Here is a 26,279-nt window from a genome sequence, read left to right as displayed (position 1 = left end):
ATGGACATCGGAGTCTTCATCCCGATCGGCAGCAACGGCTGGCTCATCTCCACCACGTCGCCCCAGTACAAGCCGTCGTTCGACCTGAACCTCGAGATCGTGCAGAAGGCCGAGGCGTACGGCTTCGACTTCGCCCTCTCGATGATCAAGCTGCGCGGCTTCGGCGGCCCGAGCGGCTTCTGGGACGAGAACCTCGAGTCCTTCACCCTGATGGCCGGTCTCGCTGCCCGCACCGAGCGGATCCGCCTGTTCGCGACGACCGCCGTCCTGACCATCCCGCCGGCGATCGCGGCACGCATGGCGGCGACCGTCGACTCGATCTCGCACGGCCGCTTCGGGCTGAACCTGGTCGCCGGGTGGCAGAAGGCGGAGTACGACCAGATGGGCCTCTGGCCGGGCGACGAGGTGCACTTCAAGCGCCGCTACGCCTACCAGACCGAGTACATGCAGGTGATGAAGGAGCTGTGGGAGACCGGCCGGAGCGACTTCCACGGCGAGTACTTCCAGATGGACGACTGCCGGATGCTCCCGCGGCCGACGTCGCACATCCCGATCGTCTCGGCCGGCCAGTCGTCGCAGGGCATGGCGTTCGCCGCGGAGTACTCGGACTACAACTTCTCGATGGGCGTCGGCGTGAACACCCCGACCGCCTACGCCGAGCAGAACCAGGCCCTGCTCGAGGCCCGCGAGAAGACCGGCCGCGACGTCGGCTCCTACGTGCTCTTCATGGTCATCGCCGACGAGACCGACGAGGCCGCCCAGGCGAAGTGGGAGCGGTACAGCGACGGGGTCGACGTCGAGGCGATCGCCTGGATGACCGGCCAGGCGCTCACCGACGCCGAGGGCGAGGAGGGCAACACGGCCAAGCGGATCTCGCTGCCCGAGGGCGCCGTGAACATGAACATGGGCACGCTCGTCGGCTCCTACGAGCACGTCGCGGCGATGCTCGACGAAGCCGCGGCGGTCGAGGGCACGAAGGGCATCATGCTGGTGTTCGACGACTTCCTGCAGGGGATGGACGACTTCGGCACCCGCATCCAGCCGCTGATGCGCACCCGCGAGGGCGTCGCTTCCGCTGCTCCGAGCGCGGTCACCGCATGAGCGCCGCAGCGAGCCGTCCGGTCATCGAGGTCGCGGTCGTCCAGGCCGGCGAGGTCCCCGCCGACCACGACGTCGCCCTCGACGAGCTCATCGCCCTGTTCGAGGAAGCCGCCGTCGGCGCCGACCTCGTCGTCTTCCCCGAGCTCTGCACCACGCCCTACTTCTGCGGTGTGGTCAACGACAGCCGGAAGTCCTGGGCACAGCCCGTCCCCGGTCCGGCGACCGCCCGCTTCGCGAGTGCGGCGAAGCGTCTGGGCACCGCCGTCGCCTTCGGTCTCTACGAGGACGCGGGCGATGCGCAGTACAACAGCGCGGTGCTCATCGACGCCGACGGCACGCTCGTGCAGGGCACCGACGTGCACGGCGACCGTGTGGCGTCGTACCGCAAGACCTCGATCCCGACGAACGCGATCTCCGACGTCGACGAGAAGCACTACTTCGACGCCGGGTCCGGACCGGTCGTGTTCGACGCGCTCGGCACCCGATTCGGCATGCTCATCTGCTACGACCGGAGCTTCCCGGAGTACTGGCTCGCGTCACGGGCCGCCGGCGCCGAGGTGATGCTCGTGCTCGTGTCCTCGATGGGCTTCCGCGAGACCCTGTTCACCCAGGAGCTGCAGGTCCGCGCGCTCGAGACCCAGACGTGGGTCCTCGCCCCGAACCGCGGCGGCGAAGAGACCGTCGACGGCAAGACCGTCAGCTACTTCGGTCGGTCCTCGGTCGTCTCACCACGGGGTGACCTGGTCGTCTCGGCCCCCGCCCACCAGGCGGGGCCGATCATCCGGGCCACCATCGACATCGGCGAGGTCGCGGCAGCGCGACGGGACTTCCCGCTCGGACGTGACCGGCAGCCCGGGGTGTTCCGGTACCTCGCCGACGCCCACGCAGCGGCGGCGGTCCCCGCGTGACGGACGTCGCCGCCCTGGTCCGCGGCACCATCGCACCGCAGCTCGACCGCGCGCTGGCCGCGAGCCGCGCGAACCCGTTGCCCGCCGCCCCGTCGGCGCTGCCCGCGGAACCGGCCCACAGCGCGCAGCTGTTCGGCCGGCTCCTCGACGCAGCGGTCGACGGGGCCCCGGCGCCGACCGCTGCCGGTCCGGACGACGACCTGGCGGCGTCCCGGGCAGCCGCCGACCCCGCCGCCGCCTCGGTCGTCGAACTCCTCGCCGCGTACCGGTCCGGCACCACGACCCCGTCCGAGGTCCTGGCCGCACTCGCCCCGCACTGGACGAGCGACGACGTCTGGTCCGACGCCGTCCTGCGCCTGGTGCACGGGGCCGAGGAAGCCGCCGCCGAGTCCACCCGCCGCTGGGCGGACGACGACGCCCGGCCGCTCGAGGGGATCCCGTTCGCCGTGAAGGACATCATCGACGTCGCGGGGACGATCGTCACGAGCGGCTCGCTCCAGACCGGTGACCGTGTGGCCCCGGCCGACGCCACCGTCGTGGCCCGGCTCCGCTCCGCCGGCGCGATCCCGGTGTTCACGGCGGCCACCACCGAGTTCGCCTGCGGCGGGCCGCACAACGCCCGGTACGGCGCCGTGCGGAACCCCTGGGACCCCGAGCGCTGGACGGGTGGCTCCTCGACGGGGTCGGGTTCCGCACTCGCCGCCCGGATCGTCCCGCTCGCGCTCGGGTCGGACACCGGCGGGTCGATCCGCGTGCCGTCCGCCCTCTGCGGGACCACCGGGATCAAGCCGACGTACGGGCTCGTGCCGCGCACCGGGGTCGCGAGCCTGTCGTGGACCCTCGACCACGTCGGACCGATGGCACGCTCCGCGGAGGACCTCGCGCTCGTCCTGCGGGTCATCGCCGGCTCCGACGGCCAGGACCCGACGACGTTCCCCACCGTCCCGCTCATCGAGGCCGCGCCGGAACGGGTCGAGGGGCTCCGGATCGGGGTCCCGCTCGGCTGGTTCACCGAACGCGTCGACCGTGCGGTGCTCGAGGCACACGCCGCGGCGGTCGAGCGGTTCCGCGAGCTCGGTGCGACCCTCGTACCGATCGAGTTCGACGACCTGGAGTCGATCGACTCGGAGTGCTGGACGGTGTTCTACGGTGAGCTCGCCGCGAACCAGGAGGCCAACGCCGGCACGGCCGACCTGTTCGACGCCGGGACCCGCGCCCGGTTCGACGTGTCGTTCCTGCCGACCGCTGCCGACTACCTCCGGGCACTCCGCCGTCGCCCGCTCGTGCAAGCCGCGATGGTCACCCGGATGGACGAGGCCGGCGTCGACGTGGTGCTCACTCCCGGGATCGGTGCCACCGCCCCGCGGCTCGACGACCTGACGATGTCGGTCGACGGCGAGCGCTTCAACCTGCACGACGTCATCCCCCGGAACACCCGGCTGTTCGACTACGTGGGGTTCCCCGCGCTGATGATGCCGGCGGGCACCGCGCCGGACGGTCTGCCCGTCGGCGTGCAGCTCGTCGCGCGGCCGTGGGACGACCGCCTCGTGCTGTCCGCAGCGGCCGCCTTCCAGCGGATCACGACGCACCACCGCGCGGTGCCGTCGTCGTCCGCCGTGCGAGGGCCGAGCGATCGGTAGCCGCCCCGTCGACGACGGCGCCGCCCGACGACGCGCCTGGCAGGTGCTCTGCGCGTCGAGCCTCAGCGTCGTCCTCGTCTTCATCTCCTCGAGCGCACTCCTCATCGCGCTCCCCGACGTCAGCCGTGACCTCGACGCCAGCGCCGTGCAGTCCAGCTGGGTGCTCCTCAGCTACATGCTCACCACGACCACCCTCATCCTGGTCTTCGGGCGCATCGCCGACCTGGTCGGTCGCCGCCGCCTCTACATCGCCGGGATCCTCGTCTTCCTGCTCGCCTCACTCGCGTGCGGCTTCGCCCCGGACGCGGCGGTGCTGCTCGGCGCCCGACTCGTGCAGGGCGTGGGCGCGGCGGCGATCGTCACCAACACGACCGCGCTGCTCACCGATGTCTTCCCGGAGTCGATCCTGTCGCTCGGCCTCGGTCTGAACGCCACCGTCGCCGCGGTGGGGCAGGTCATCGGTCCGGTCGTGGGGGGCCTGGTCGCCGAGTCGTTCGGCTGGCGCTGGATCTTCCTCGCCGGCGTGCCGATCTCACTGGCCGGACTCGTCTGGTCGCTCCGGTTGATCCCGCACAGCACGCGTCCCCGTTCCGGCGAGCGCCTCGACGTGCCGGGGTCGGTCCTGTCCGTCGCCGCCGTCGGACTGCTCGTCGGTGCGGTCTCGACCGGCGGCTCGGTCGGTTGGTCGGCCGTCCCCGTCGTCGCGATGACCGCCGGCGCGGTCGTGCTCGGCGGTGTGTTCGTGTGGACCCAACGCCGGGTCGCGCACCCCCTGGTCGACCCGGCGATCTTCCGCGACCGCACCACCATCACCCTGTTCTCCGCCGCCGGGCTGTGCGCCCTGTCCAGCTACGCACTGGTCCTGCTGGCTTCCCTGTCGTTCCAGGCGGTCGACGGCAAGGACGCCGTCGACGCCGCCCTCTGGGTGCTGCCCACGCCGATCGGCACGACGGTCGCGGCGGTGAGCGCCGGGTTCCTCGCCCGCCGGGTCGCCGCGCGGACGCTGTCGACCATCGGCATGCTCCTCATCGCGCTCGGCGCCGCGGTGCTCGCGGTGTCCCTCGCCGACGGCGACGCCTACGCCGTCACCGCCACCGGCCTCGGCGCGGTCGGGGTCGGCACCGGCGTGTTCATGACGCCGAGCACGTCGGCGCTGATGACCCGCGTCCCGGAGCACCGCCGCGGCATCGCGAACGCGATCCGTTCGGCCCTGCAGAACGCCGGTTTCCTGTTCTCGACGGCGCTCGGCCTCGCGATCGCGACGGGCGGCCTGTCCGCGGCCCAGGCGGCTGCGGCCTACGACGGCAGCCTGCTCAGCCTGCCGTCCGGCGACGTCCAGGTGTTCGTCGACGGCGTCCGCGCCGCGGCGCTGACGTTCGCCGGCTGCGCGGCCCTGGGGGCGCTCATCGTCGCGTTCGGTCCGTTCGGGCCTCCCGACCGGGAGGCGCCACTCCGGCCCGACAGGTCGGGTCCCCTCCCCGAGCCGGGGGCGTCCACGTGACCGTCCCCACCCTGGCAACGACCACCCACGACGGAAGCAGGACGCCATGACCGACGACCACCAGGACTACGCGGCAGCCGGCTTCACCGGCACGCTCCGCCCAGGACGACGCGCTGCGCTCGTCGTGGTCGATCCGGTCCGCGCCTACGTCGACCCCGACTGCGGGCTCTACGCCGGCGTCGAGGAACCCGTCGAGCGGATGCGGGAGCTCACCGCCGCTGCCCGCGCCGCCGGGGTGCACGTGGCGATCACGACGATGGCGCTCTCCGCCGACGGGTCCAACGCCGGCGTGTTCTTCCGCAAGGTGCCGGCACTCGCCGCGTACCTGCCCGGCGCGTCGACCGGAGCGTTCGTCGACGGGCTCGAACCGCTCGACGGCGACACCCTGGTGCCCAAGCAGTACCCGAGCGCGTTCTTCGGCACGTCGCTGGCCGCCGACCTCGTCGCCCGCGGCGTCGACACGCTCTTCATCGCGGGGCTGTCGACGAGCGGGTGCATCCGCGCGACGGCCACGGACGCCATGCAGCACGGGTTCGTGCCGATCGTCGTGCGCGAAGCCGTCGGCGACCGGTTGCCGAGCGTGCACGAGGCCAACCTGTTCGACATCGCCGCCAAGATCGGCGAGGTCTGGCCCATGGACCAGGTCCTCGAGCACTGGGACGCGGCATGAGCACCACGACGCGCATCGAGGCGCCGGTCCGGGGCCGGCCGCGGAGCGCTGCCGTCGGCGAGTCCGTGTACACCGCGTGCGTCGAGATCCTGGCCGAGGGCGACCCCCGCGCGTTCACGATCCGGGCCGTCGCCGACGCGGCCGGCGTGGGTGCGGCGACGATCTACCGGCGGTGGTCGAGCAAGGAGGTCCTGCTCACCGAGACCGTGATCCGGCTGATGGAGGAGCACATCCCGACGGTGCAGGACGCCCCGATCGCCGAGGGCGTCCTGGGGCTCACCCGGGGATGGGTGCACGCCCTCGTCGCAACGCCGGTCGGTCGGGCGCTCCCGCTCATCGTGGAGACCGCGTCGCACGAGCCGCGGGTCGCCGAGGCCGTCGCCGAGTGGCACCTGGACCGGCGGCTGCGGGTGAACGCGATGCTGCAGCGGGCGATGGACGCGGGCGACCTGCGACCGGACGTCGACCTCGGCATCGCCGTGGACCTGCTCGGCGGGCCGACGTTCTACCGACGCGTGTTCGTCTCGCTCGACATCCAGGCGCCCGACTACCCGGTGCGGCTGGCCCGGGAGTTCCTGCGGTGGGCCGGTTGGACCGGCGACCTGTCGACGGTGGGGGTGACCTCGTGACCGGGACCGTGCCGGAGGGGTTCGCCCCGTCCGCTGCCTGGACCGACATGGGGGTCGGGACGACACCGTCGGCACCGGGTCACTGGATCGGGTTCAACCGACGATCCGACGCGGCCCGCCAGGTGTCCGACCTGATCCGGGCCGACATCGTCGCGGGGCGGTTCACCGGGCCGCTGCCGTACGAGTGGGAGTTGCTCGACCTGTACGGCACGACGCGGAACGTCCTGCGGGCTGCCCTCGCGTTGCTCAAGGAACAACGGCTGCTCACCCGTGCGCCGCGATCGGGCACGTTCGGTGTGCGGCCCGTCGCCTCGGTGAGTCTGGCCCGGACGTCCGACGAGGTCACGATCTACGGCGAGACGGCCGGCGGCAGCGTGTTCGAGTCGCCCCGGCTCAGCATCGTGCACCTGTGCGTGCAGCAGGTGACCGCGCCGGAGACGGTCCGGCGCAACCTGCAGATGACCGGCAGCAGCGCCTTCTTCGTCGAGAGCCTCATCTCGTTCGACGGCGAACCGAGCCGGGTCCGGACGAGCTGGGTCCCGCACGAGCGCTTCCCCGACCTGGTCGCCGAACCGCTCACCGAGTACGTGCCGGACGTGCTCGTCAGGAAGGCCGGTGCGCGGCCGGAGGCACGACGGTTGCTCCTGAGCACCGTGAACGCCGACCAGTGGACGGCCGACCTGCTCGACATCGATCCCGGCCAGGCGATCTTCCACATCGAACGGCTGATGTGCCTGGCCGACGGGACACCCGTCGAGTACGGGTTCTCGCGGTACCGCGGCGACCGGGCGGTGATCGACTCCCGGATCACGTGAGGCACGGGCGGTGATCGTCAGTCCGTGCGCACCGAGAAGACGTCGCCCGGCTGGCAGCCGAGCACCTCGCACAGTCGGGTGAGGGTGGAGAACCGGATCGCGCGGGCCCGGTTGTTCTTGAGCACCGAGAGGTTGACGACGGTCACGCCGACGCGGTCGGCGAGCTCGGTCAGGGTCATCCCCCGCTCGGCCAGCAGGTCGTCGAGGTGGCAGACGACCGCGTGGCCGTCCTCCTGTTCCGGGGGCATCAGACCAGCCCGGCCTGGTCCCGCACCATCCGCTGCGAGGCGGTGAGCGCGAACCGGAAGCAGACGACGACGAGCAGGCCGAGGTACACGGGCAGGAACTGGTGGTCGACCACCGGCGTGGGCAGGTACCCGTCCCATCCGAGCCCGGACACGGCCCAGTTCCACCCCATCCGGCGGACGAACGACGGCAGGAACCCGGCGGCCAGCACCGCACCGGCGAGCCAGTCGAGGATCCGGGTGGTCGAGCGGTCGAAGAGCCCGCCGCGTGAGATCTTCCAGGCCACCGCCGCGACCAGGGCGATGAGGGCGCTGACGAGCAGGACCTCCAGCGCGTCGCCGACGCGGATGTACCCGATCGCACCACCCGGCACGTCGGCGATCGGCGCCCGGAGCACGAGCTGGTCGGACGTCACCGTCGCACCGCCCGGAGGCTGCGGGACGGCACTGGTCTCGCGGATCCGGACCGGCACCGCCACCGTGCCCGAGGCGATCGAGTGGACGAGCAGGTCGACGTACCGCCACACCACGATCGCGATGCCGATCGCACACGAGACGACGTAGGCCAGGTAGGAGTTCCGCCCGCGGGGCGGTTCGTAGACGGGCGTGGTCATGGCTGCTTCCCCTGTCGATCATCGATACCATTGAATTTCGATGCAACGATAAACGATAGGTCCGGTGCCGGCAACCCCTACAGCAGCCCGAAGGCCGCCTGCATGCCCAGGCTCGTCCCCGCCACCAGGACCCAGAGCGCGATGCCGAGCAGCATCGGCCGGAACCCGGCTCGGCGGAGCGCGGCGAAGTCCGTCGAGCAGCCGATCGCGGCGAGCGCCACCGTGATGAGGAACGAGGCGGCCGTCGCGAACCCCGGCGCCACGGACGCGGGCAGGACGCCGACCGTCCGGAGCAGCACCACCACGAGGAACCCGATCAGGAACCACGGCACCAACCGGAACACACGGAACCCGCGACCCGGCCCCGAGGCGGGGGTGAGCTGCTCGCGGGAGGCGCGGCGGGCCTCCAGTCCGGCCAGCCCGATGACGATCGGGATGATCATCAGGGTGCGCACCAGCTTCACGACGACCGCGGTGTCGGTCGCCTGGCGGCCGTAGACCGTCGCGGTGGCGACGACGGACGACGTGTCGTTCACGGCGGTGCCCGCGAAGACGCCGAAGGCGTGCTGGCTGAGGCCCAGGGCGTGCCCGAGCAGCGGGAAGGCGAAGACGGCCGCGATGTTGCAGAGGAAGATCGTCGACATCGCGTAGGCGACGTCCGCACTGACCGCACCGATGACGGGTGTCACGGCGGCGATCGCCGAGGCGCCGCAGATGCCGGTCCCGACGCCGATCAGGGTGCGGAGTGCGCCCGAGACCCGGAGCAGCCGGCCGATCCCCCACGCGGCCACCAGGCAGACGACGAGCGTCGCGAGCATCACCGGCAGGGTCTCACCGCCGATGCGCAGGACCTCGCCGATGGACAGCTGCGCGCCGAGCAGGACCACGGCGAACTGCAGGACCCGGCTGGACGAGAACTTCACCCCTGGAGCCAGCGCGGCGAGTGTGCCACCGGTGCGGCGTCGGACGAGCCACCCCACGACGGCACCGATCAGGACGGCGGGGACGGGACCGCCGACCACCGGGACGACCCGGCCGACGAGGGTGGCGACGATGCCGATCGCCACGGCGAGGGCGACACCGGGTGCGGCGGCACGGACGGACTGCATGGGAACAGCATGTCGCGCCCGCGGACGATCGGTGGCCGCGACGGGCAGGATGGCACGGTGGAGTACTCGGGGGAACGGTGGGTGCAGCGGCTGCGCGACGGGGAGATGCCGAAGCGGTGGCCGTTCTTGCTCGGCTTGGCGATCGTGACCGTGGCCGGTGGCGTCGGGGTCGTGTTCTCGATCACGCACCTCGATGCCTTCCTGCACTCGGATGCACGCCGTCCGTTCGCCGTGCCGCTGTTCTCGGTGGTCCTGCTCGTGCTCGGCCCCGTCGCAGCCGTCCTCTCGCGGATGCGCGGCCGGAGTGACCGACGGATCCTCGCGAGCATCCGTCGGCACGGTACGGCGCCGCGCTTCCACCTGCCGGTCGTGCGGAGGGGCGAGTACACCCTCGACGACTTCCCCGAGCCGAAACCCGAGATGTGGACGGTCGACGCCGCTGGGCTGCACGCGTGGTCGCCGGAGCGGGAGACTCCGGTGTTCGACCTGGCGTGGAGTGCGGTCCACTCGCTCGAACTCGCCTCGGCAGAGGTCCGCGGGCAGCGGGTGGACACCGGCATCTGGATCATCACCGAGGACGTCGGGCGCTTCACCCTGCAGCCGCGGCCAGCGATCGGACGGCCCTTCGGTGCCAGCGCGACGAAGATCCACATCGTGATGCAGGTGCTCCGGTCGCTGCGCCGGGAACTCGGGTCCCAGCAGGACGCCGGGCGTCCTGGTCGGACACGGACCGAGCGATGACCCCGGCGGACGAGCCCTGGGTGCAACGGCTGCGCGACGGGGACATGCCGAAGCGGGGGCCGGTGCTGCTCGCGGCGGTCGTCACCACGGCGGTGGGGCTCGCCGCGCTCGTCGCCGAGTTCGCGTTCCCGGACTTCCTGCGCGGCATCGACAGCGCCCGGACACAGGGGTCGTTCGTGCTGTGGCCGATCGTGGTCACGGGGATCGGAGTGCTGCTGGCCGTGTCGACGCTGTCCGCCGGGCGAGGCGACCGCCGAACGCTCGCGCGCATCGGAGCGGGCCGGGCACCCCGGTTCCACCTGCCCGTGCTGACGTCCGGCCTGCGCACCTCCGACGACTTCCCGAAGCCCCGCCCCGAGGTCTGGACCGTCGACGAGTTCGGCCTGCACGCGTGGGCACCGTCACGGGACGCGCCGGTGTTCGACCTGCCGTGGGCGCGCATCCGACGGTTCTCCATCGCGACGAGGGAGTCCCGCGGTCAGCGTGCCGACTTCGGCGTCTGGATCACCACGACCGACGGTGACGACGTGGTCGTGCAGCCCCGGTCTGCCCTCGGACGTGGGTTCGAGGCCGGACCGGACAAGCTCGACACCCTCGTTCGTGTCCTCCGCACACTGCAGCGGGAGCTCGGCCCGGCCTCGGCGCCAACCGACCGTCACTGAGCGGGCGGGGTGTCCCCCGTCATCTCGACGCGGCCGGTCTCGTCGTTCCAGGTGAAGGTGGCCGTGGTGCGGCCGGAGGGCGCTGCGTTCGGCTCGCCGGCCTTGGCGAACCGGTAGGTCACCGTGACGGCCGAGTCGCTCTGTCGTTCGACGGTCGGCTCGAAGGCGTACTGCTGGGCAGTGGCCGTGCCGAGGTACCGGCCTTCGTGGAACAGCAGGATCGCGTACGGGGATCCTGCCGTGCCGTACTCGGGTGCGACCACGGACCAGGACAGCGGCGCGCAGGCGTCGTAGCCGGAGTAGTCGGCGTTCGCGGCGTCCCACTTCGCATCCTCGAGTCCGGCGGGCAGCGGCAGGGCCGCGATGCCATCGGCCGCAGCCGCGGCACCGCTCGACGGGCCACACGTCGGGGTGGGGGTGGGCGTCGGGGTCGGCGTCGGCGTGCTCGCGGGGTCGGAGGGCGGGGCAGTGACGGTCTCGGTCACGGTCGGGGTCGCCGCACCGCCGTCCGCTCCGTCCGCGCTGGAACACCCCGTCAGCAGCGCGGCCAGGGTCGCGGTGGTCAGGATCAGGGCGGCTCTCGTCAGGCGCATGCCTCCACGCTGCCTGCGCGGCCGAGCGGTCGCCCGCATCGTTACCGGGCCGTGTCCCGCCCGCCGCTCCGAAAGCATGCCTGTTCGAGCGCCGCGAGCCCGGCTCCCGCCCGCGGCCTGCGGCCTGCGACACTGCTCCCATGCGGGGGAAGCAGCAGGACACGATCGAGGTCGCCGATGACCGGATCGACGGCCCACACGGACCGGTCCCCGTCCGGCGGTACCGACCGTTGAACCAGAGCGCCAGCGTGGGACCCCCGACCCTGGTCTGGGTGCACGGCGGTGGGTTCTTCCGGGGCGACCTCGACCTGCCGGAGTCCGACGCCGTCGCACGGGCACTCGCCGAGCGCGGGCTGTCGGTCGTGACCGTCGACTACCGCCTCGGACCGCTGCCCGGGCTGCCCTGGCTCGGCCGGGGTGGAGCGCGAGGGCGACGACGGGCACCGCACGCGCGGGACGAGATCGTCGCCGTGCTCCGCCATCTGCACGACGAGGCACCGTCCGCCGGCCTGCTGCTCGGTGGGGCGAGCGCCGGTGCGTGCCTGGCGGCCTCCGCGGTCGCGACCGCCCCGCCGCTGGTCGGCCTCGTGCTGACCTACGGGTTCTTCCACGCCCGACTCCCGCGTGACCCGGCGGTCCGGCGACTCGTCCGAGGCCACCGGCGGCTCACGCACGCGCCGCTGCTGCTCGACCTGAGCAACCGGGCCTACGCGGGCGGCCACCCCACTGCTGTCTACCCGGCGTCCGCCGACCTCGACGGGTTCCCCCGCACCCTGCTCATCGACGCCGAGCGGGACGTGATGCGCGCCTCGGGCGAGCGCTTCGCGGACGAGCTCGCGGCCGCGGACGTCGAGATCGAACGACACGTCCTGCCGGACAGCCGTCACGCGTTCCTCAACCGACCCGGCACGCGGGACTTCGACGACACGATCGAACGCATCGTGGACTGGGCCGGCCGGACCCCCATCCGCTGAACGCTCATCCACCTGCGAACGGCGGACATCCGGGGACGGCACGCCCGCGGCGGACGTACTCTGGAAACGGAAGCAACGGCGGTTCCGAATCCCCTTCGCCACGCTCCCTGCCGTGGCGTCTCACCACCGTGACGAAGAGTTCCATCGTGACCGAACACCTCATCGAGTACGTCGCCCGCGACCGCACGGGCATCACCGCCGTCGTGACACCGACCGGTGTCATCGACGTGGACACCGTGATCCAGCACATCCGCGCCGGCCACGCGGGGTACTACGTTGCTGCCGACTCGTGGAAGCGCACGCCGGTCCGGAGCATGTCCTTCATCGGCGGGACCTACCTGTTCGCGAACTGGGACGGGTCGAAGCGGAACATGCTGCACGACCTGGCGTTCCGCTCACCGACCCGCTCGATCGAGACGCCCCACGAGCCGGAGTCGCGGTTCTCGCGGTTGCTCGACGCCCTGTTCGGCAGGCGCTCACCGCAGCTCTGACCCCCGGCAACCCGCCCGTGACACCATGGCAGGGCCACGAGAGGCGCCAGCAGAAGGGGGAGGACATGCTCGCACGAGAGGTGGCGGACAAGCGGTTCCGGCCGACGAAGTTCCGCGAGGGGTACGACCAGAGCGAGGTCGACGCGTTCCTCGACCGGATCCAGACCACCCTGGCCGGGTACGAGCAGCGACGCCCGGTCGACCCGCTCACACCGGAGCAGGTCGCAGCGGTCCGGTTCCAGCCGACGAAGTTCCGCGAGGGGTACGACCAGGGGCAGGTCGACGACTTCCTCGACGAGGTCGTCGTCGCACTGCGACAGCACGGCGCCCGCTGAAGCGGCCACGTGCGGTGCAGGTGACCGCCTGGAGGCGCGGCGTGCGTCGCGGACGCGGGTCGCGCCTCCAGGCGGTCGCGTCGGTCAGCGGACCGACTTGATGGGCAGGATCGCCAGGGCGCCGAGGATGACGGCGACGCCGGCACCCCAGAGCATGAGCGTGTAGTTCTGGCCGCCACCGATGCCGAGCAGGAACAGACCGACGGCGGGGGCGAGTGACTGCGGCAGGGCGTTCGCGATGTTGATGACGCCGAGGTCCTTGCCGGGGCGCTCCGGGTCGGGCAGCACGTCGACGACCAGGGCGGTGTCGATGGCGGCGTAGATGCCGAAGGCGAAACCGAGGACGATCTCGGCGAAGTAGAACCCGCCGACGCTGTCGACGTGGGCCAGGATCACCAGGCCGACGGCGGTCATGGCCGTCGAACCCCAGACGAAGACCTTGCGACGCTGGATCCGGTCGGACACCCAGCCGGAGACGGCCGCACTGACGAGCAGGGCGATCGTGTACAGGAGCACGCCGAACGCGACGACCCCGACCGCTTCGCCCTGCGGGAGCCCGATGCGGTCCTGCATGTAGAGGAGTCGGTACGTCGTGAACATGAACGTGCCGAAGGTGATGAGGAATCGGCCCCACCAGGCGAGCCCGAAGTCGCGGTGCTTGATCGGGTTCGTCCAGAACGAGCTGATCAGGTTGATCCAGCTGAAGGGCTTGACCGGCGTCGTCGGCAGGTCGTCACGGGCGACGAACGAGTACACGAGGACCGCGACGATCGCCAGGACGCCCGGTGCGATGAACAGGACCGGCAGGTTCCCGACCAGGTACACGGCCAGGTAGAGCCCGGCCAGGATCGCGATGTTCTGCGCCAGGGCGATGACGCTCGAGGCCTTGCCGCGCTGGAACTCCGGCACGTTGTCGGCGAAGCTCGCCGTCAGCGTGGACAGGACGGCGTTGGCGGAGACCTGCGCCAGCACCCAGGCCAGGGTGAGCTGCAGCACGTCGGGCGAGAACGCGAGCCAGGCGAGGGAACCGACGAAGACGACGACACCGCCGACCATCCAGGGGCGGCGACGGCCCCACCGCGTGCGGGTGCGGTCGGAGAGCGCGCCGAACAGGGGGTTGGCGAACAGGGCGCCGAGCGCTCCGAACGGCAGGACCGAACCGACGACGGTCTCGGGGCTCGTCGGGTTCAACTCCGTCGCCTTGATCGACATGCTCACGAAGACCGGCGTGAGCAGGGCGACGAACAGGCCGAACTGGGCGAAGCTGAGGCCCCAGAGGTAGCCGCGGCCCACCCGGACGGTGCTGACGGACTGCGTGATGCCCTCGACCGAGAACGCTCGGGACGCCGCGGCGTCGGTGGCGGTGGCGCCGGCGGCTGCGGTGACCGCTGGGGACGCGGTCCCGGCGATGCCCCGCGTGGGTTCTTCCTTCGACGTCGGTGTCGACATGACTCCTCCTTGAGTCACAGGGGGCTTCGGTGCCCGCTGAATCCCTAGTGCTGCTAGGTGATCGGGACTGTAGCACCGGAAACCTCGTGTCGGAAGGTTTTGCGCTCTTTGTTTCGTCGGGGCGGACGGATGCGTGCGGGGGCGGACGGATGCGTGCGGACGCGTGCCGACGCAGAACGACACCGCCGTTGTCGGGGGACAACGACGGTGTCGTTCTGCATCGACCCGCAGGCCGGAAAGGAGCCGCTAGTGCTCGCCGTCCTCTTCCGGGTTGAAGTGCGAGTCGTCGCCCGTGTGCCCCGCGGCCAGGCCGTCGGGGTTGTTCGGGATGGTGTTGTCGTCGCCGAGGCCGCCCGGCTTCTCGGTGCCCTCCGAGTCGTTCTTCGGGGCGTCGTGCGTGTTGTCACTGTCGGTCATGAGCTGCTCCAGTGCAGAGATCGATCCGGCGGCACTGCCGCCGGTGGTACTGAGGACTCGGACAGTACGTGGCGCACCTCGGAAACCGCCGTCCGACCGGGGGAAGCGGATGACAGGGACCGGGGTGATCGGTAGATTGTTCAACAACCCGCGACGACAGGGAGCACCCGTAACGACGATCGACCTGAACAGCGACCTGGGCGAGGGCTTCGGCGCCTGGGCCATGGGCGACGACGCCGCGATGCTCGACGTCGTCTCGAGCGCCAACGTCGCCTGCGGGTTCCACGCCGGCGACCCGACGATCATGCTCGCCACCGCCCGCGCCGCCGCCGAGCGTGGTGTGGCGATCGGCGCGCACGTGGCCTACCGCGACCTGATCGGCTTCGGCCGCCGACCCGTGCACGTCACCCCCGACGAGCTGTACGCCGACGTCGTGCACCAGCTCGGCGCGATGGCCGCCACCGCGCACGTCGCGGGCACGGCCGTCACCTACGTCAAGCCGCACGGCGCCCTGTACAACACGGCCTGCGCCGACCCGGTGCAGGCCGAGGCCGCCGTCCGCGCCGTGACCGAGGTCGACCCGTCCCTCGCCGTGCTGGCGCTGCCCGGGTCGGAACTGCTGCTGGCAGCCGAGCGGCACGGGCTCCGCGCGGTGAGCGAGTCCTTCGCCGACCGCGCCTACGAACCCGACGGCTCGCTGGTGTCGCGGAAGCAGCCAGGGTCGGTGCTGCACGACCCGGACGAGGTCGCGGCCCGGGTGCTCCGCATGGTCACCGACGGTGTCGCGACCGCCGTCGACGGGTCCGAGATCGCCGTGCGTGCCGACTCGGTCTGCGTGCACGGCGACTCCCCCGACGCGGTGGCGATGGCTCGCGCCATCCGAACACTGCTGACCGAGCACGGCGTGACGATCGCGCCCTTCGCGCCGTGACTGGCCCGGAGGTCCGCTCCGCTGGCGGCACCGCACTCCTCGCCACGTTCGGGTCCCTCGCCGACGTCGTCGCCTTCCGCGCCGGACTCGCACAGGCCACCCTGCCGGGGCTGACCGAGGTCGTCTCCGGTGCCCGGACACTGCTGCTCCGGTTCGACCCGACCGCGACGGACGCCGGGCGGCTCCGCACGGAACTCACGCAGGTCGTCCCGGTCAGTGCTGCGCTCGAAGCGCACGACTCCGAGCCGCTCGTCATCCCCGTCACCTACGACGGCGAGGACCTCGACACCGTCACCGAGCTGACCGGCATGCGGCGGGACGAGCTCGTGGCGTGGCACACCGGGCAGCTCTGGACGAGCGCGTTCTGCGGCTTCGCCCCCGGCTTCAGCTACCTCACCGGCAGCGATCGACCGCTCGACCTGCCCCGCCGCAGCACCGCCCGCACGGCCGTCCCGAGCGGGGCCGTGGCGTTGGCCGGCGAGTTCAGCGCCGTCTACCCGCGGACATCGCCCGGCGGCTGGCAGCTCATCGGCCGCACCGAGGTCCCGATGTGGTCCCTCGAGCGCACGCCTCCGGCGCTCGCGCCCGCCGGCACACTCGTCCGCTTCGTCGTGGCGGGTGCGGCATGACCGCGCTGACCGTCGTGCAGGTCGGCTACGGCGCGACCACGCAGGACCTCGGGCGCCCGGGCTTCAGCGACATGGGCCTCGGCGCGGCCGGAGCCGCCGACCGTGGCTCCGCGGCACTCGCCAACCGGCTGGTCGGCAACCGTCCCGACGCGGCCGTCCTGGAGGCCCTGCTCGGCTCCGTCACGCTCCGCGCCGACGCGTACGTGGTCGCGGCCACCACCGGCGCGGCCTGCCCCGTCGAGGTCGAGCGGGCAGACGGATCGGTCCGCGGTGCCGCCTCGCACGAGGTGCTGCTGCTGGCCCCGGGCGACACGCTCCGGATCGGCACCGCGACCGTGGGCCTGCGCGCCTACGTCGCGGTCCTCGGGGGCTTCGCGGTCGACCCGGTGCTCGGCAGTCGCTCGTGGGACTCCCTCGCGCGCCTCGGACCGCCGCCGCTGTCGGCCGGTGACGTCCTGCCCGTCGGTGACGCCCGGGTGTCGTGGCCGATCGTCGACGCGGTGCCGCAGTCCGAGCCGCGGTGGCCCGACGAGCCGGTCGTGCTTGACGTGGTGCCCGGACCGCGCGACGACTGGTTCACCCCGGAGTGGCGTGCGACCCTGACGGGTCAGGACTTCTCCGTCAGTGCGGACAGCGACCGTGTGGGGGTCCGCACCACGGCCGAGACACCGCTCGCCCGCTCCGTGGCACGCGAGCTGCCGAGCGAGGGCGTCGAGACCGGGTCACTGCAGGTGCCACCCGAGGGCTTCCCCGTGCTGTTCCTCGCCGACCACCCGGTCACCGGCGGCTACCCGGTCGTCGCCGTCCTGACACCGTCGTCGATCGACCTCGCTGCGCAGCTCCGTCCGGGCGATCCGCTCCGGTTCCGCATCCTCGACTGACCGACCCGGAACAAGCGCAGGGGGTCAGGGGTTGGCTTGGACACCGCTGACGAAAGGTTCCCCATGTCGATGACCGTCCTGCTCGAGGTCCAGTTCCAGAGCGACGCCCCCGAAGACGCACTCCAGGGTGCGATCCGCGAGACGCTCGAACAGACCGCGTCGTTCCACGGCCTGGAGTCGCTCGAGGTCCTGGTCGACGACGAGGACCCGGCACGCATGGTCGTCGTCGAGTCGTGGACGACCGCCGAGGACCACGACACCTACGTGGCCTGGCGCGCGACGCCGGAGGGTGCTCCGGCGATGGCACCGTTCCTCGCCGCGACTCCGGTCACCCGCACCTTCGCGCGGACCCTCCCGCTCGACTGAGCGCACGCCGACGCCGAAGCTGACGCCGGCGTCAGCGCCGACACCGGTGCCGCGGCACGACGACGGCGCGATCGCTCAGATCGTGTCGTCGTCGGTGTCGAGCGGCACCGGCCGGTCGTCGTCGGGGAGCAGTTCGTCGTCCGCGTCGTCGACCACCGGCAGGTCGTCGGGGTCGAGCACGGTCGGCTCCGGCTCGTAGTCGGTCTCCTGCGCCTCGCGGAAGTCGTCGAGGGTCTCGTCGTCCTTCGGATCGCTCATGGCCCCGAAGGTACCTCCGGATCCTCGACGTGTCCGCAGACGATCAGCGCTCCCGTCGAACGATCAGCGGGCGGCGTGCTCCCGGGCCTCCATGGCGTCCCAGGCGAAGCTCGCCAGCCAGTGGGTGGAGTAGTACTCCTCGCCCACGCTCGCGGCGAGCCCCGAGGCCAGCAGCCGGTCGGCCGCATCGTCGAGCAGGTCGGCGATGCCGGTGCCGGAGTCGTCCGGGCCGCCGGCGCGGAGTGCGTCCGCGATGCGCCGGGCCGAGCCTGCCCGCGACAGGTCGAGCCCGAACAGGTGCACCTGCTGCGGGTCGTTCTCGTCGCGCACCACCGTCGACCGCAGGATCGCGTCACCCGGCTGCACCGCGGCGAAGAAGCCGCGCGCCCACGTGGCGAACTCAGGGGCGGGCAGCACCGCCCGCATCAGGTCGGCTTCGGCGAGGCCCGCGGACAGGAAGTCGTGTCCGCTCCGCTCCCAGGCGAACGGCCACCCTGCGTCCGCGCCGAACCAGTCCTTCGCAGCCCCCTCCACCGCTGCCGCCAGGGCCGGACGGTCGAGCGACCGGGCTGCCTCGAGCACGAGCAGCAGTCCGAACGCCGAGTTCGAGTGCACGCCGTGCCGAACGGGGTGCACGGCGCCGTCGATCCACCGGACGACCAGGTCTTCGAGGACGTCGACGACGGGTGCGAACCCCGGTGCCAGTGCCCGGACGGCGGGCGCCTCGGATGCCGAGACCTCTGCGGCGAGCCGGGCGAGCCAGGCCCAGCCGTAGGGGCGCTCGTAGTGCGGTGTCTCACGCAGGTAGGCGGCCTCGGTCGCGAGGTGATCCGTCGTGAGGTGCGCCTGCAGGATCGAGGTGAGCCGGGCCTCCAGGTCGGTGGGCAGGCCGTGCGCGACCAGGCGTGCCGCGAGCCAGTGCATGTGCACGGACGAGTGCCAGTCGTACGACGTGGCGAAGGCGGGGTGGAGCTCGACGGGCAGGGCCCGGTCGTCCGGTCCGGACGTCGCGTGGTGCGCGGCGTAGGGGTACTCGCGGGTCGTGTTGTCCGCGGCGACGGCCGCGAAGCGGTCGGCCCAGGCGGCCCGGGTCAGGTCGATCGGGGCGGCATCAGAATGCGACAAGGTACATGACTCCCATGTTGACGACGAGCAGGATGGCGGCGGTCGGGATCTGCGCCTTGATCGGGCCGTACTTGTCCCGCATCTCGAGCAGGGCGGCCGGCACCAGGTTGAAGTTCGCGGCCATCGGGGTGACGAGCGTTCCGCAGAAGCCGGCGAGCATGCCGATCGCGAAGATCGCGGCGGGGTTGCCGTCGAAGCCCTGCACCAGGACGGGCCAGCCGATCGCGGCCGTCATGATCGGGAACGCGGCGAACGCGTTGCCCATGATGATCGTGAACAGGGCCATGCCGAGGCAGTAGATGACCACGGCGGCGAGCAGCGAGCCGTCGGGCAGGACCGACTTGATGATCGTGCCGACGGCGTCACCGACGCCCGCCTGGGTGAAGACGATGCCGAGCGTCGAGAGCATCTGCGGCAGCAGCGCCGCCCAGCCGATCGCCTGCAGCAGGCGACCGCCCTCGCGGATCGGGGTGGCGATCCTCGGCGGGCGCAGGACGAACACCGCCACGACCACGGCGAGCACCGAACCGATGCCCAGGCCGGTCAGGGTCGCACTGCCCTCGGCGAGGAGCGGTTCGCCACCGAACGAGACGAGCGGCCCGAGCGTCGCGACCAGCACGGCGACCACCGGCACCACGAGGGCCGGGATGAAGAGCCGGTTGCCGTACTTCGTCGCGAACGCGGCGCGCTCGTCCGGGCTGGTGGTGGCGAGCACACTCGTGCTGCCGCTGCCGGCGTCCGTGATCTTCTGCGTCACGCCGGTGGGTTCGGCGGGGCCGGTCTCGGCACCCGTGCCCGCGCCGGGGATGCTCGCGACCCGGGTGCGGCTCGTCGTGCCGGTGAAGCCGAGCCCCGCGAGCGCGACCATCACGAGGACGGCGATCCCGAGCGTCCAGGCCGGCACGGTGCCGGCGGCGACGAAGGTGCCGTAGAAGAACGACAGCCCGAGGATGCCCCAGAACGCCGCGTTGCCCAGGCGCTTCGCGTGCGCGCTGTCGGTGACGATCAGGACGGCGACGGCGATGAAGAACGCGCCGATGAGCCAGTAGAGCCACTCGCTGGTGATCACGCTGCTGCCCCCAGGGTCGGGGCGTCGGCACGGGCGTCCGCCGCCATCTTGTCGAGTCGGCGGTCGAACAGCAGCAGGCGTCCGCCGTGCACGATGAGTGCCGCGATGCCCGTCGGGATCGCCCACAGGGCCAGGTCGATCGGTTCGAGCGACAGCCCGTAGGTCGAGTCGACGAACGTCGTGATGAGCAGGATCGAGCCGACGGCGACGAAGACGTCCTCGCCGAAGAACACGCCGACGGTGTCGGACGACGCCGAGTAGCCCTTGATCTTCTCGCGCATGCGGTCGTCGATCCGCCCGTACTTCTTGGTCGCCGCACCCTCGGCCATCGGGTAGACCAGCGGGCGCACGGTCTGCGCCGGGCCACCGATGCTCGTCAGGCCGACCGCCGCGGTGACCTGCCGGATCACCAGGTACCCGGCGAGCAGACGACCGGTCGTGAGCTTGTCGAGCTTCGCGATCAGGCGCTTCGCCTGGTCCTGCAGGCCGTAGCGCTCGATCAGACCGATGACGGGCAGGACGAGCGCGAAGGTCGTGACGGACCGGCTCGAGGCGAACCCGTTGCCGAACGCGTCGAGGATGCCGACGGGACCGATCCCGCCGATGGCCGCGGTCACGATGCCCGCGACCGTGACGACGAGGAGCGCATTGATGCGCAATGCGAAGCCGACGATGACGACGGCGACGCCGATGAGGACGAACATGCGGGACAGTCTGGACCGCATTGTTCAACAATCGCAAGAGCCGGTTCTGCTCTGTAACACGCCCTTCACAAACGCCACCCGTGCCAGGATCGGTGCCATGACCCGAACCGTCGGCGGCGCTGACTCCACGGCCACGCGGTTGCGCACCATGATCGCGTCGGGTGGGTTCTCCCCCGGGGCGCAGCTGTCCGAGGAGCGGTTGAGCGACCAGCTCGGGGTCTCGCGGAACACCCTGCGCGAGGCCTTCCGGCTGCTCGCCCGCGACCGTCTGGTCGAGCACGTGTTCAACCGCGGGGTGTTCGTCCGCCGGCTCTCCGCCGCCGACGTCACCGATCTCTACGCGGCTCGGCGGGTGCTCGAGGAGGCAGCCGTGCGCGCTTGCACCCCCGACGCACCGGCACTCGCCGAGGCCGCCGCAGCGGTCGCCGACGCCCGGGCAGCAGCGTCCGCGGGCGACTGGGGTGCGGTCGGCACGGCCGACATCCGCTTCCACGCCGAGCTCGTGCGCGCGGTGCCGAGCGAGCGGATCCACGCCCTGATGGACGGTTTGCTCGCCGAGATGCGGCTCGCCTTCCTGACCACCGCGGACCCGGCCTCGTTCCACGCCGACTTCGTCGAACGCAACGACGCGATCGTGTCCGCGTTGCGCGGTGGCGACCAGGACGCCGCCTCGGCGCTGCTCGCCGACTACCTCGACGACGCGGAGCGGACGCTGCGGGTCGCCGCCGGCGCAGCCGACTGAGGGACGGCCAGGAGGCCCGGTGCGGCTCCGCCCCGCACGCGCAGTCCGAGCGCGCTCACGCTGGCGCCCGCGGATCGCTCGGTCAGGACTTCCCGCCGAGCAGGGCCGTGACCGCGTCGGCCACGACCTGGCGACGCCGCGGCGGCGTCACGGCCTGCACCAGCGGCTCGTACTCCGGAGTGGTCGCGCTCCAGAACGCCGCGGTGTGCAGGACGAGCCCGAGGAGCACCGCCGGACGGAACGCCCGCGGCAGGACCCCGGCGCGCTGGGCGTGCTCGACCTCGGCCACCGCGTCGGCGTAGCTCGTCGCGACGGACTCGAGCGGGACGTCGGCACGCTCCAGCCGGTGCCAGGTCGCGAGCCGCTGAGCCCAGGGGCGACGGACGTACGAGTCGTGCACCCGGCCGGCCCAGGCGGCCAGGTCGGCGGTGTCGAGCGGGGCGTCGGCGAACGTCTCGGTCACAGTGTCCGCGACGAGGGCGTCGAACAGCCCCTCCTTGCTGCCGAAGTAGTGGAAGACCTGCGCCTTGTTGCTCGACGCTGCGGCACCGATCCGTTCGACCCTGCCGGCGGCCAGTCCGACCGCGGCGAACTCGTCCCGCGCGGCGAGCAGGAGCCGGGCACGCATCGCGTCAGCGGCTGGGGGCGTGAATCGGGCCATGGCGACCACCGTACCGATCACGCAGCCCGCAGCGCTGGAGTGCACCGCAGCAGCTTCAGGCCCGCTGTCTCCGCACAGCGCTCCAGAGGACCAGCGTGAGCGTCAACAGGACGCCGGCGACCACCGCCCCCTGGACGAGGTCGGCGAAGCCGCGCTGCAGACCATCACCCGTGACGAGGATCGCGACGACCAACGCCGCCGTCACCGCGAGCACGATCAACCGGGCTCGCAAGCTTCCGTCGGAGCGACTCACGGCGGCGTGGATCGCCACGAACGGGATCGGGAAGAGCGCGGCGAAGGCAGCCGAGCCGTCGAAGAAGAGGAGGCCGACGAGCAGCCCTGCCCCGAGACCGGTCGACAGCGCCACCCAGTCCGACGTGGAGATCCCGGCCCGCACGGTGCCTCTGGGCCGATGCCGTCCCAGTAAGAGCGGCAGGGCCCAGACGGCGCCACCGACGAGCAGGAACGCCCCCGGATTCCACGACGCCTCGTTCGGAGCGCTCAGCATCGAGGCCCCGAGCGCCATGCTGGCGAACGGGATCGCCCGGGCCCCGCTCTGCCCCACGCGCCCAACCGTCCGCCGCTGATGTTCCACATCTCGACTCTACTGACCCAGCCCTCGTTCCGCCGAAATACAAATTGCTTGTTCTACGTGCTGGAAGATCAGTAGCGTGAGGTCCTCGGCACAGGCCGGGACTGACATGAGGAGATGACGTTGTCCCGCAATTTCATTGGACGATCTTCGGTAGCGCTCGGAGCGTGCTTGCTCTTCGTGGCAGCTCTTGCCTCGCCAGCAACGGCGGCACCGAACGTCGCGGAGTCAGTCGCCGACGTGGACGTGCACGAACAGGCACGGAAACTCGCTGACCTTTCGCACGCCTACGACTCGAATCAGGCCGGCGGGGGCAACACGGTCAACGGAGGGTTCGCGACGTCACCAGTTGCGTCCTTCCGCTGGAGCTACCGAGGCGTGACGATCGTCGTACCAGCGGGATGCTTCCTCAACATGTCCGTTCGAGGTTCGGGGCTGCGGGTCACGGGGTCGACGACCGCGGTCGAGTGCTACGGCCTCGCTGCGGTCATCCCGGGGATGTTCTGCAACTGGAGCGGCGTCTACCGCTTCAAGGACGTCAACGGGCGGCAGTACGCGCAGGAGACGACGTCGGTGCGTTCAGGCTGCGGACAAGCCGTCTTCAACATCCCCAGCGTCAAGAAGCACACGTTGCGTCCGGGGAGCATGTGCGTCGACTTCCGGAACAACGGCGAAGTACGTGGCCGAACGTGTATGGCGATCTACCGTTGACCGTTCCGGAGCGAGCAACGCCGGCTCGTCTCCGCCGCGTGCTCAGCAGGGTGCTCGCAGCGTGCGCGGTCTTGCTCGGCGTCGCTTGTGTCGTGCTCGTCGTCAATGGATGGCCGCTCTCGGTCGCAACGGGAGCAGCTGGCCTGAGTGCCTCGGGCTTTGCTGGCATGGTGCACCCGAAGAGCAGGGCAGCACCGGTTGCGTTCCTGGTCTGCGTCGCAGCGATCGGCGCCGCGCTCGTCCTCAACCAGGTCTTCGCGCAGTCCGACCGCACGACGACAGTTCCGACCGCCCATGCATCCGGAGACCCGTGGGTGCGTGTCCGTCCGACGCCTCCGGCGTATGTCGGACAGTGGACGCAAAGAGGTCGCGACACCGGACCGCGCCATGGCCGCACGAACCGTGCGCGCAGCAGTCGGATCCCCGCGCGAGCACCACGACGACGCACGATTCCACCGCAGATGGGCAACTTTGCGTCCCCCGAACTTCCCTAGGCTCGAGACGATCCGGTAACGCGCACCACTCGTCCGCAGATCCGCGGCCGACCCCGATGACGGGAGGTTCGACATGTCCCAGTTCGCCCAGAATATCTCGCAGGACGCCATCGTCGGAGAGCCCGAGGTCGTCGAGGACCACCTGTCCGTGCGCGAGGTCGCCGCCCACCCCGCCTGGCTCCGGCTCAAGCGTGCAGTCGTCGCCCTGCAGGCCCTGCAGACGCGGGACGGCTCCGTCCCCGAACCGTCCGACCACACCGCTGCCGCCCACCACGTCGCGGTGATCGTGCCGGCCGTCGCCGAGCTGGCGCCGCACTTCCCGCACGACGCCGCGTTCCTGCAGGTGCTGCAGCTCGACTTCGCACGATGGCAGGAGCAGGGCTTCGGGGTCCCCGACTTCCTCGATTCCCTCACCGCGTTCCAGCCGCAGCGGCACCGCGTCGACGGACTCGGCCACCTGGTCGTGTTCCCGATGGTCACCCAGAACGGCAGCACCTCGCGCTTCGTCGAGGCGGTCTTGGTCGAGGTCATCTGGCCGGAGTTCATCGCCGAGCTCGAGGCCGGCGACCACGGCAACGCGTTGTTCGTCGCGCTGCGCTTCGTCGACTTCACCCCGGGCTACGACACGAACTCGGCGGTGCTGTTCCCCGAGACCGTCGCGATGCGCTCGATCCCCGCCTTCACGTGGGGCGCGATCTTCCAGGACCGCGAGGCCGCCCGCTACCGCCGGGTCGTCCGTGCCGCCGCCGACGTCACCAAGCTCGAGCTGCCGGCCGAGGCCGCTGCGATGCTCGACGACCAGCAGCTGACCGAGCGGGTCTTCGTGATGTGGGACATCATCCACGACCGCTCGCACATGCGTGGGGACCTGCCCTTCGACCCGTTCATGATCAAGCAGCGGATGCCGTTCTTCCTCTACTCACTCGAGGAGCTCCGCTGCGACCTGACCGCGTTCCGCGAATCCGTGCGTCTGGAACGCGAGCTGTCCGCCGGACCCGACACGGGCCTCCAGGACGCGCAGCGCGCCATCCGCGACCACGCGCGCCTGGTGCAGTACGCGGTCGTCTTCGACCGCATCTTCCGCTTCGCGATCACCGGCAGCCGCGTCCGCAACTACGACGGACTCGGCGGCCAGCTGCTGTTCGCCTGGATGCACCAGCACGGCGTCCTGCACTGGACGGACACGCAGCTGACGATCGACTGGCGCGAGGTGCCGGACGTGATCATCGCCCTGAGTGACGAGATCAACGAGCTCTACCGGCGCTCGATCGACCGGCCGAAGTCGGCGCACTGGATCGCCGCGTACGAGATGCTGACCCGCACGCTCACGCCGCACCCGGCGTCGAAGTGGGCGCGTGGTCTACCCGACGAGACGCTCGCCGGACCGCCGCGCGGCTACACCGACGCGGTGCTCGACGACGAGTTCCCGCTGTCGATGTTCTACGAGGCCCTCGACAAGAAGATGGCGACCGTCATCGCGTCCACGGCCGGCATCACCGGCACTACCGACGCGGAGCTCGTCGGCGAGGCCGCCGCGTGACCGACCGCTCGGTGGCCGGTCGCCTGGTGCTGATCGCCGGTGCGACCAGTGCCAGCGGCGCAGCCGTCGCCCGCGCACTCACCGCCGCCGGTGCGGCCGTCGTCGCGGTCGGCACCAGACCCGACGCCCTGGAGGCCCTGCGCGCGTCCGTCCCGGGCGTCACGACGCGCACGTGCGACCTGTCGGACCTCGGTGCGGTCACCGCGTTGGCCGACGACGTCCACGCGGACGCCGGCCGCGTCGACGGACTGGTCCACCTGGTCGGCGGGTGGCGCGGCGGTGGCAGCATCGTCGGCCAGTCCGACGCGGACTGGGACTTCTTCGACCGCGCCTTCCGGACCCTGCGGAACACGACCCGGGTCTTCCACGACGACCTGGTGGCGTCCTCTGCCGGACGGCTCGCGTTCGTGTCGTCCACCGCGGTCGACTCCCCCACCGCCGGCGCCGCGAACTACGCGGCGGCGAAGGCCGCGTCCGACGCCTGGGTCCGGGCCGTCGCGCAGGGGTTCCGGAAGGAGGCACCGGAGACCGCCGCGGCCGCCGTGTTCGTCGTCGGTGCGCTGTCCGGCCTCGAGGAACGGCTCGGCACCGAGGTCGTCCGACTCTGGGACACCCCACCGGCCGACCTCAACGGTGCCCGCATCCCGCTCACGGCGCCTGATCCCTCGAACCTAGGATGAAC

General features: G+C 71.5%; 31 protein-coding genes and 2 pseudogenes. 21 read left to right on the top strand and 12 right to left on the bottom strand.

Features of this window, described 5'->3' with window-relative positions; translation table 11 throughout:
• The 7 genes from rutA to HP445_RS04870 are packed head-to-tail and all read left to right on the top strand — an operon-like array spanning nt 1 to nt 7,264.
• Nucleotides 1-1,101, top strand: a complete 1,101-nt coding sequence (gene rutA / locus HP445_RS04900) for a pyrimidine utilization protein A (RefSeq protein ID WP_111093614.1) — start codon at nt 1-3, stop codon at nt 1,099-1,101.
• Entirely contained in the window at nt 1,098-2,009 is a 912-nt protein-coding gene (locus tag HP445_RS04895) for a carbon-nitrogen hydrolase family protein (protein WP_128780740.1), read from the top strand. The genes rutA and HP445_RS04895 overlap by 4 nt, the downstream gene beginning before the upstream one ends.
• Entirely contained in the window at nt 2,006-3,649 is a 1,644-nt protein-coding gene (locus HP445_RS04890) for an amidase (RefSeq protein WP_128780739.1), read from the top strand. The genes HP445_RS04895 and HP445_RS04890 overlap by 4 nt, the downstream gene beginning before the upstream one ends.
• A 43-nt stretch (nt 3,650-3,692) precedes the next feature.
• Entirely contained in the window at nt 3,693-5,150 is a 1,458-nt protein-coding gene (locus HP445_RS04885) for an MFS transporter (RefSeq protein WP_164941191.1), read from the top strand.
• A gap of 46 nt (nt 5,151-5,196) precedes the next feature.
• On the top strand, nt 5,197-5,820 hold the full coding sequence (locus HP445_RS04880; RefSeq protein WP_111047322.1) for an isochorismatase family protein: 624 nt from the start codon (nt 5,197-5,199) through the stop codon (nt 5,818-5,820).
• The gene (locus HP445_RS04875; RefSeq protein WP_111032736.1) at nt 5,817-6,449 is read left to right on the top strand and encodes a TetR/AcrR family transcriptional regulator; all 633 of its coding nucleotides are present in this window, start codon (nt 5,817-5,819) and stop codon (nt 6,447-6,449) included. Before HP445_RS04880 ends, HP445_RS04875 begins: the two co-directional genes overlap by 4 nt.
• Entirely contained in the window at nt 6,446-7,264 is an 819-nt protein-coding gene (locus HP445_RS04870; protein WP_071405936.1) for a GntR family transcriptional regulator, read from the top strand. The genes HP445_RS04875 and HP445_RS04870 overlap by 4 nt, the downstream gene beginning before the upstream one ends.
• Nucleotides 7,265-7,281: 17 nt before the next feature.
• Here the strand turns inward: HP445_RS04870 and HP445_RS04865 are convergent, their stop codons facing one another.
• The 3 genes from HP445_RS04865 to HP445_RS04855 all read right to left on the bottom strand — a co-directional run bounded on the left by HP445_RS04865 (nt 7,282) and on the right by HP445_RS04855 (nt 9,232).
• Nucleotides 7,282-7,512: a helix-turn-helix domain-containing protein gene (locus HP445_RS04865; RefSeq protein ID WP_071245067.1), complete on the bottom strand. Its 231-nt coding sequence runs from the start codon at nt 7,510-7,512 to the stop codon at nt 7,282-7,284.
• The gene (locus HP445_RS04860; protein ID WP_128780737.1) at nt 7,512-8,123 is read right to left on the bottom strand and encodes a hypothetical protein; all 612 of its coding nucleotides are present in this window, start codon (nt 8,121-8,123) and stop codon (nt 7,512-7,514) included. Before HP445_RS04860 ends, HP445_RS04865 begins: the two co-directional genes overlap by 1 nt.
• Before the next feature lie 77 nt (nt 8,124-8,200).
• Nucleotides 8,201-9,232, bottom strand: coding sequence for a YeiH family protein (locus tag HP445_RS04855; protein ID WP_111032734.1), 1,032 nt, complete (start codon nt 9,230-9,232; stop codon nt 8,201-8,203).
• Between the two features lie 9 nt (nt 9,233-9,241).
• On the opposite strand from HP445_RS04855, the gene HP445_RS04850 reads away from it, so the two are divergent.
• On the top strand, nt 9,242-9,973 hold the full coding sequence (locus tag HP445_RS04850) for a hypothetical protein (RefSeq protein ID WP_128780736.1): 732 nt from the start codon (nt 9,242-9,244) through the stop codon (nt 9,971-9,973).
• Nucleotides 9,970-10,635 carry a hypothetical protein gene (locus HP445_RS04845; RefSeq protein WP_128780735.1) on the top strand — a complete coding sequence of 222 codons (666 nt, stop codon included), beginning with the start codon at nt 9,970-9,972 and terminating at the stop codon, nt 10,633-10,635. Before HP445_RS04850 ends, HP445_RS04845 begins: the two co-directional genes overlap by 4 nt.
• Here the strand turns inward: HP445_RS04845 and HP445_RS04840 are convergent.
• Nucleotides 10,629-11,228, bottom strand: coding sequence for an LppP/LprE family lipoprotein (locus tag HP445_RS04840; RefSeq protein ID WP_164941190.1), 600 nt, complete (start codon nt 11,226-11,228; stop codon nt 10,629-10,631). The genes HP445_RS04845 and HP445_RS04840 overlap by 7 nt on opposite strands.
• Nucleotides 11,229-11,368: 140 nt before the next feature.
• On the opposite strand from HP445_RS04840, the gene HP445_RS04835 reads away from it, so the two are divergent.
• From HP445_RS04835 to HP445_RS18515, 4 genes and pseudogenes are all read left to right on the top strand, one after another.
• Complete coding sequence (locus HP445_RS04835) at nt 11,369-12,202, top strand: alpha/beta hydrolase (protein WP_128780733.1); 834 nt, start codon at nt 11,369-11,371, stop codon at nt 12,200-12,202.
• Nucleotides 12,203-12,348: 146 nt separating this feature from the next.
• Entirely contained in the window at nt 12,349-12,693 is a 345-nt protein-coding gene (locus HP445_RS04830) for a hypothetical protein (RefSeq protein WP_128780732.1), read from the top strand.
• Between the two features lie 65 nt (nt 12,694-12,758).
• Nucleotides 12,759-12,851, top strand: a pseudogene (locus HP445_RS18520) (DivIVA domain-containing protein); the annotation flags it as partial.
• A 12-nt stretch (nt 12,852-12,863) separates the two neighbouring features.
• Nucleotides 12,864-13,013 (top strand): annotated as a pseudogene (locus tag HP445_RS18515) (DivIVA domain-containing protein); the annotation flags it as partial.
• A 99-nt stretch (nt 13,014-13,112) separates the two neighbouring features.
• On the opposite strand, the gene HP445_RS04820 reads toward HP445_RS18515, so the two are convergent.
• Nucleotides 13,113-14,477: an MFS transporter gene (locus tag HP445_RS04820; protein ID WP_128780731.1), complete on the bottom strand. Its 1,365-nt coding sequence runs from the start codon at nt 14,475-14,477 to the stop codon at nt 13,113-13,115.
• A gap of 246 nt (nt 14,478-14,723) precedes the next feature.
• Nucleotides 14,724-14,894: a hypothetical protein gene (locus HP445_RS04815; protein WP_164941189.1), complete on the bottom strand. Its 171-nt coding sequence runs from the start codon at nt 14,892-14,894 to the stop codon at nt 14,724-14,726.
• A 124-nt stretch (nt 14,895-15,018) separates the two neighbouring features.
• Here HP445_RS04815 and HP445_RS04810 point away from each other — a divergent pair, with 124 nt between their 5' ends.
• From HP445_RS04810 to HP445_RS04795, 4 genes are all read left to right on the top strand, one after another.
• Entirely contained in the window at nt 15,019-15,825 is an 807-nt protein-coding gene (locus HP445_RS04810; protein ID WP_259555852.1) for a LamB/YcsF family protein, read from the top strand.
• A complete protein-coding gene (locus HP445_RS04805) occupies nt 15,822-16,454 on the top strand; it encodes a 5-oxoprolinase subunit B family protein (protein WP_128780730.1) in 633 nt (210 codons plus the stop codon). The genes HP445_RS04810 and HP445_RS04805 overlap by 4 nt, the downstream gene beginning before the upstream one ends.
• Nucleotides 16,451-17,335, top strand: a complete 885-nt coding sequence (locus HP445_RS04800; protein WP_128780729.1) for a 5-oxoprolinase subunit C family protein — start codon at nt 16,451-16,453, stop codon at nt 17,333-17,335. The genes HP445_RS04805 and HP445_RS04800 overlap by 4 nt, the downstream gene beginning before the upstream one ends.
• A 63-nt stretch (nt 17,336-17,398) precedes the next feature.
• Nucleotides 17,399-17,701 (top strand): putative quinol monooxygenase, encoded by a 303-nt coding sequence (locus tag HP445_RS04795; protein WP_111024724.1) that lies wholly within the window; start codon nt 17,399-17,401, stop codon nt 17,699-17,701.
• 75 nt (nt 17,702-17,776) lie between these two features.
• Here the strand turns inward: HP445_RS04795 and HP445_RS04790 are convergent, their stop codons facing one another.
• The 4 genes from HP445_RS04790 to HP445_RS04775 form a co-directional block, all read right to left on the bottom strand.
• Complete coding sequence (locus tag HP445_RS04790; protein ID WP_027465973.1) at nt 17,777-17,959, bottom strand: hypothetical protein; 183 nt, start codon at nt 17,957-17,959, stop codon at nt 17,777-17,779.
• A gap of 63 nt (nt 17,960-18,022) precedes the next feature.
• The gene (locus tag HP445_RS04785) at nt 18,023-19,084 is read right to left on the bottom strand and encodes a DUF2891 family protein (RefSeq protein WP_217499716.1); all 1,062 of its coding nucleotides are present in this window, start codon (nt 19,082-19,084) and stop codon (nt 18,023-18,025) included.
• Nucleotides 19,071-20,153: a DUF979 domain-containing protein gene (locus tag HP445_RS04780; RefSeq protein WP_128780728.1), complete on the bottom strand. Its 1,083-nt coding sequence runs from the start codon at nt 20,151-20,153 to the stop codon at nt 19,071-19,073. The genes HP445_RS04785 and HP445_RS04780 overlap by 14 nt, the downstream gene beginning before the upstream one ends.
• On the bottom strand, nt 20,150-20,857 hold the full coding sequence (locus HP445_RS04775; RefSeq protein WP_027465970.1) for a DUF969 domain-containing protein: 708 nt from the start codon (nt 20,855-20,857) through the stop codon (nt 20,150-20,152). The genes HP445_RS04780 and HP445_RS04775 overlap by 4 nt, the downstream gene beginning before the upstream one ends.
• Before the next feature lie 97 nt (nt 20,858-20,954).
• Between HP445_RS04775 and HP445_RS04770 the strand changes: the two genes are divergently transcribed.
• Nucleotides 20,955-21,599 (top strand): GntR family transcriptional regulator, encoded by a 645-nt coding sequence (locus HP445_RS04770; RefSeq protein WP_111024726.1) that lies wholly within the window; start codon nt 20,955-20,957, stop codon nt 21,597-21,599.
• 82 nt (nt 21,600-21,681) lie between these two features.
• On the opposite strand, the gene HP445_RS04765 is transcribed toward HP445_RS04770, so the two are convergent.
• Nucleotides 21,682-22,260 (bottom strand): TetR/AcrR family transcriptional regulator, encoded by a 579-nt coding sequence (locus HP445_RS04765; RefSeq protein WP_128780727.1) that lies wholly within the window; start codon nt 22,258-22,260, stop codon nt 21,682-21,684.
• A gap of 55 nt (nt 22,261-22,315) precedes the next feature.
• Nucleotides 22,316-22,825, bottom strand: a complete 510-nt coding sequence (locus tag HP445_RS04760) for a hypothetical protein (protein ID WP_128780726.1) — start codon at nt 22,823-22,825, stop codon at nt 22,316-22,318.
• A 198-nt stretch (nt 22,826-23,023) separates the two neighbouring features.
• Here HP445_RS04760 and HP445_RS04755 point away from each other — a divergent pair, with 198 nt between their 5' ends.
• The 3 genes from HP445_RS04755 to HP445_RS04745 all read left to right on the top strand — a co-directional run bounded on the left by HP445_RS04755 (nt 23,024) and on the right by HP445_RS04745 (nt 26,277).
• Nucleotides 23,024-23,563, top strand: a complete 540-nt coding sequence (locus HP445_RS04755) for a hypothetical protein (RefSeq protein ID WP_128780725.1) — start codon at nt 23,024-23,026, stop codon at nt 23,561-23,563.
• A gap of 567 nt (nt 23,564-24,130) precedes the next feature.
• On the top strand, nt 24,131-25,597 hold the full coding sequence (locus tag HP445_RS04750) for a DUF6421 family protein (RefSeq protein ID WP_128780724.1): 1,467 nt from the start codon (nt 24,131-24,133) through the stop codon (nt 25,595-25,597).
• A complete protein-coding gene (locus tag HP445_RS04745) occupies nt 25,594-26,277 on the top strand; it encodes an SDR family NAD(P)-dependent oxidoreductase (RefSeq protein ID WP_241660416.1) in 684 nt (227 codons plus the stop codon). The genes HP445_RS04750 and HP445_RS04745 overlap by 4 nt, the downstream gene beginning before the upstream one ends.
• Nucleotides 26,278-26,279 lie beyond the last annotated feature (2 nt).

The sequence above is a fragment of the Curtobacterium flaccumfaciens genome (assembly GCF_013359815.1).
Taxonomy (GTDB): Bacteria; Actinomycetota; Actinomycetes; order Actinomycetales; family Microbacteriaceae; genus Curtobacterium; species Curtobacterium flaccumfaciens.
The sequence above is the reverse complement of the archived record's forward strand: the minus strand, read 5'-3'. Positions and strand labels throughout refer to the sequence as shown.

Excerpts from the sequence above, each read along its gene's own strand:
- rutA (WP_111093614.1), top strand. The coding sequence starts at position 1 with ATGGACATCGGAGTCTTCATCCCGATCGGCAGCAACGGCTGGCTCATC.
- HP445_RS04895 (WP_128780740.1), top strand. The coding sequence starts at position 1,098 with ATGAGCGCCGCAGCGAGCCGTCCGGTCATCGAGGTCGCGGTCGTCCAG.
- HP445_RS04880 (WP_111047322.1), top strand. The coding sequence starts at position 5,197 with ATGACCGACGACCACCAGGACTACGCGGCAGCCGGCTTCACCGGCACG.
- HP445_RS04875 (WP_111032736.1), top strand. The coding sequence starts at position 5,817 with ATGAGCACCACGACGCGCATCGAGGCGCCGGTCCGGGGCCGGCCGCGG.
- HP445_RS04865 (WP_071245067.1), bottom strand. The coding sequence starts at position 7,512 with ATGCCCCCGGAACAGGAGGACGGCCACGCGGTCGTCTGCCACCTCGAC.
- HP445_RS04860 (WP_128780737.1), bottom strand. The coding sequence starts at position 8,123 with ATGACCACGCCCGTCTACGAACCGCCCCGCGGGCGGAACTCCTACCTG.
- HP445_RS04855 (WP_111032734.1), bottom strand. The coding sequence starts at position 9,232 with ATGCAGTCCGTCCGTGCCGCCGCACCCGGTGTCGCCCTCGCCGTGGCG.
- HP445_RS04850 (WP_128780736.1), top strand. The coding sequence starts at position 9,242 with ATGTCGCGCCCGCGGACGATCGGTGGCCGCGACGGGCAGGATGGCACG.
- HP445_RS04845 (WP_128780735.1), top strand. The coding sequence starts at position 9,970 with ATGACCCCGGCGGACGAGCCCTGGGTGCAACGGCTGCGCGACGGGGAC.
- HP445_RS04840 (WP_164941190.1), bottom strand. The coding sequence starts at position 11,228 with ATGCGCCTGACGAGAGCCGCCCTGATCCTGACCACCGCGACCCTGGCC.
- HP445_RS04835 (WP_128780733.1), top strand. The coding sequence starts at position 11,369 with ATGCGGGGGAAGCAGCAGGACACGATCGAGGTCGCCGATGACCGGATC.
- HP445_RS04820 (WP_128780731.1), bottom strand. The coding sequence starts at position 14,477 with ATGTCGACACCGACGTCGAAGGAAGAACCCACGCGGGGCATCGCCGGG.
- HP445_RS04815 (WP_164941189.1), bottom strand. The coding sequence starts at position 14,894 with ATGACCGACAGTGACAACACGCACGACGCCCCGAAGAACGACTCGGAG.
- HP445_RS04800 (WP_128780729.1), top strand. The coding sequence starts at position 16,451 with ATGACCGCGCTGACCGTCGTGCAGGTCGGCTACGGCGCGACCACGCAG.
- HP445_RS04795 (WP_111024724.1), top strand. The coding sequence starts at position 17,399 with ATGTCGATGACCGTCCTGCTCGAGGTCCAGTTCCAGAGCGACGCCCCC.
- HP445_RS04790 (WP_027465973.1), bottom strand. The coding sequence starts at position 17,959 with ATGAGCGATCCGAAGGACGACGAGACCCTCGACGACTTCCGCGAGGCG.
- HP445_RS04775 (WP_027465970.1), bottom strand. The coding sequence starts at position 20,857 with ATGTTCGTCCTCATCGGCGTCGCCGTCGTCATCGTCGGCTTCGCATTG.
- HP445_RS04770 (WP_111024726.1), top strand. The coding sequence starts at position 20,955 with ATGACCCGAACCGTCGGCGGCGCTGACTCCACGGCCACGCGGTTGCGC.
- HP445_RS04765 (WP_128780727.1), bottom strand. The coding sequence starts at position 22,260 with ATGGCCCGATTCACGCCCCCAGCCGCTGACGCGATGCGTGCCCGGCTC.
- HP445_RS04750 (WP_128780724.1), top strand. The coding sequence starts at position 24,131 with ATGTCCCAGTTCGCCCAGAATATCTCGCAGGACGCCATCGTCGGAGAG.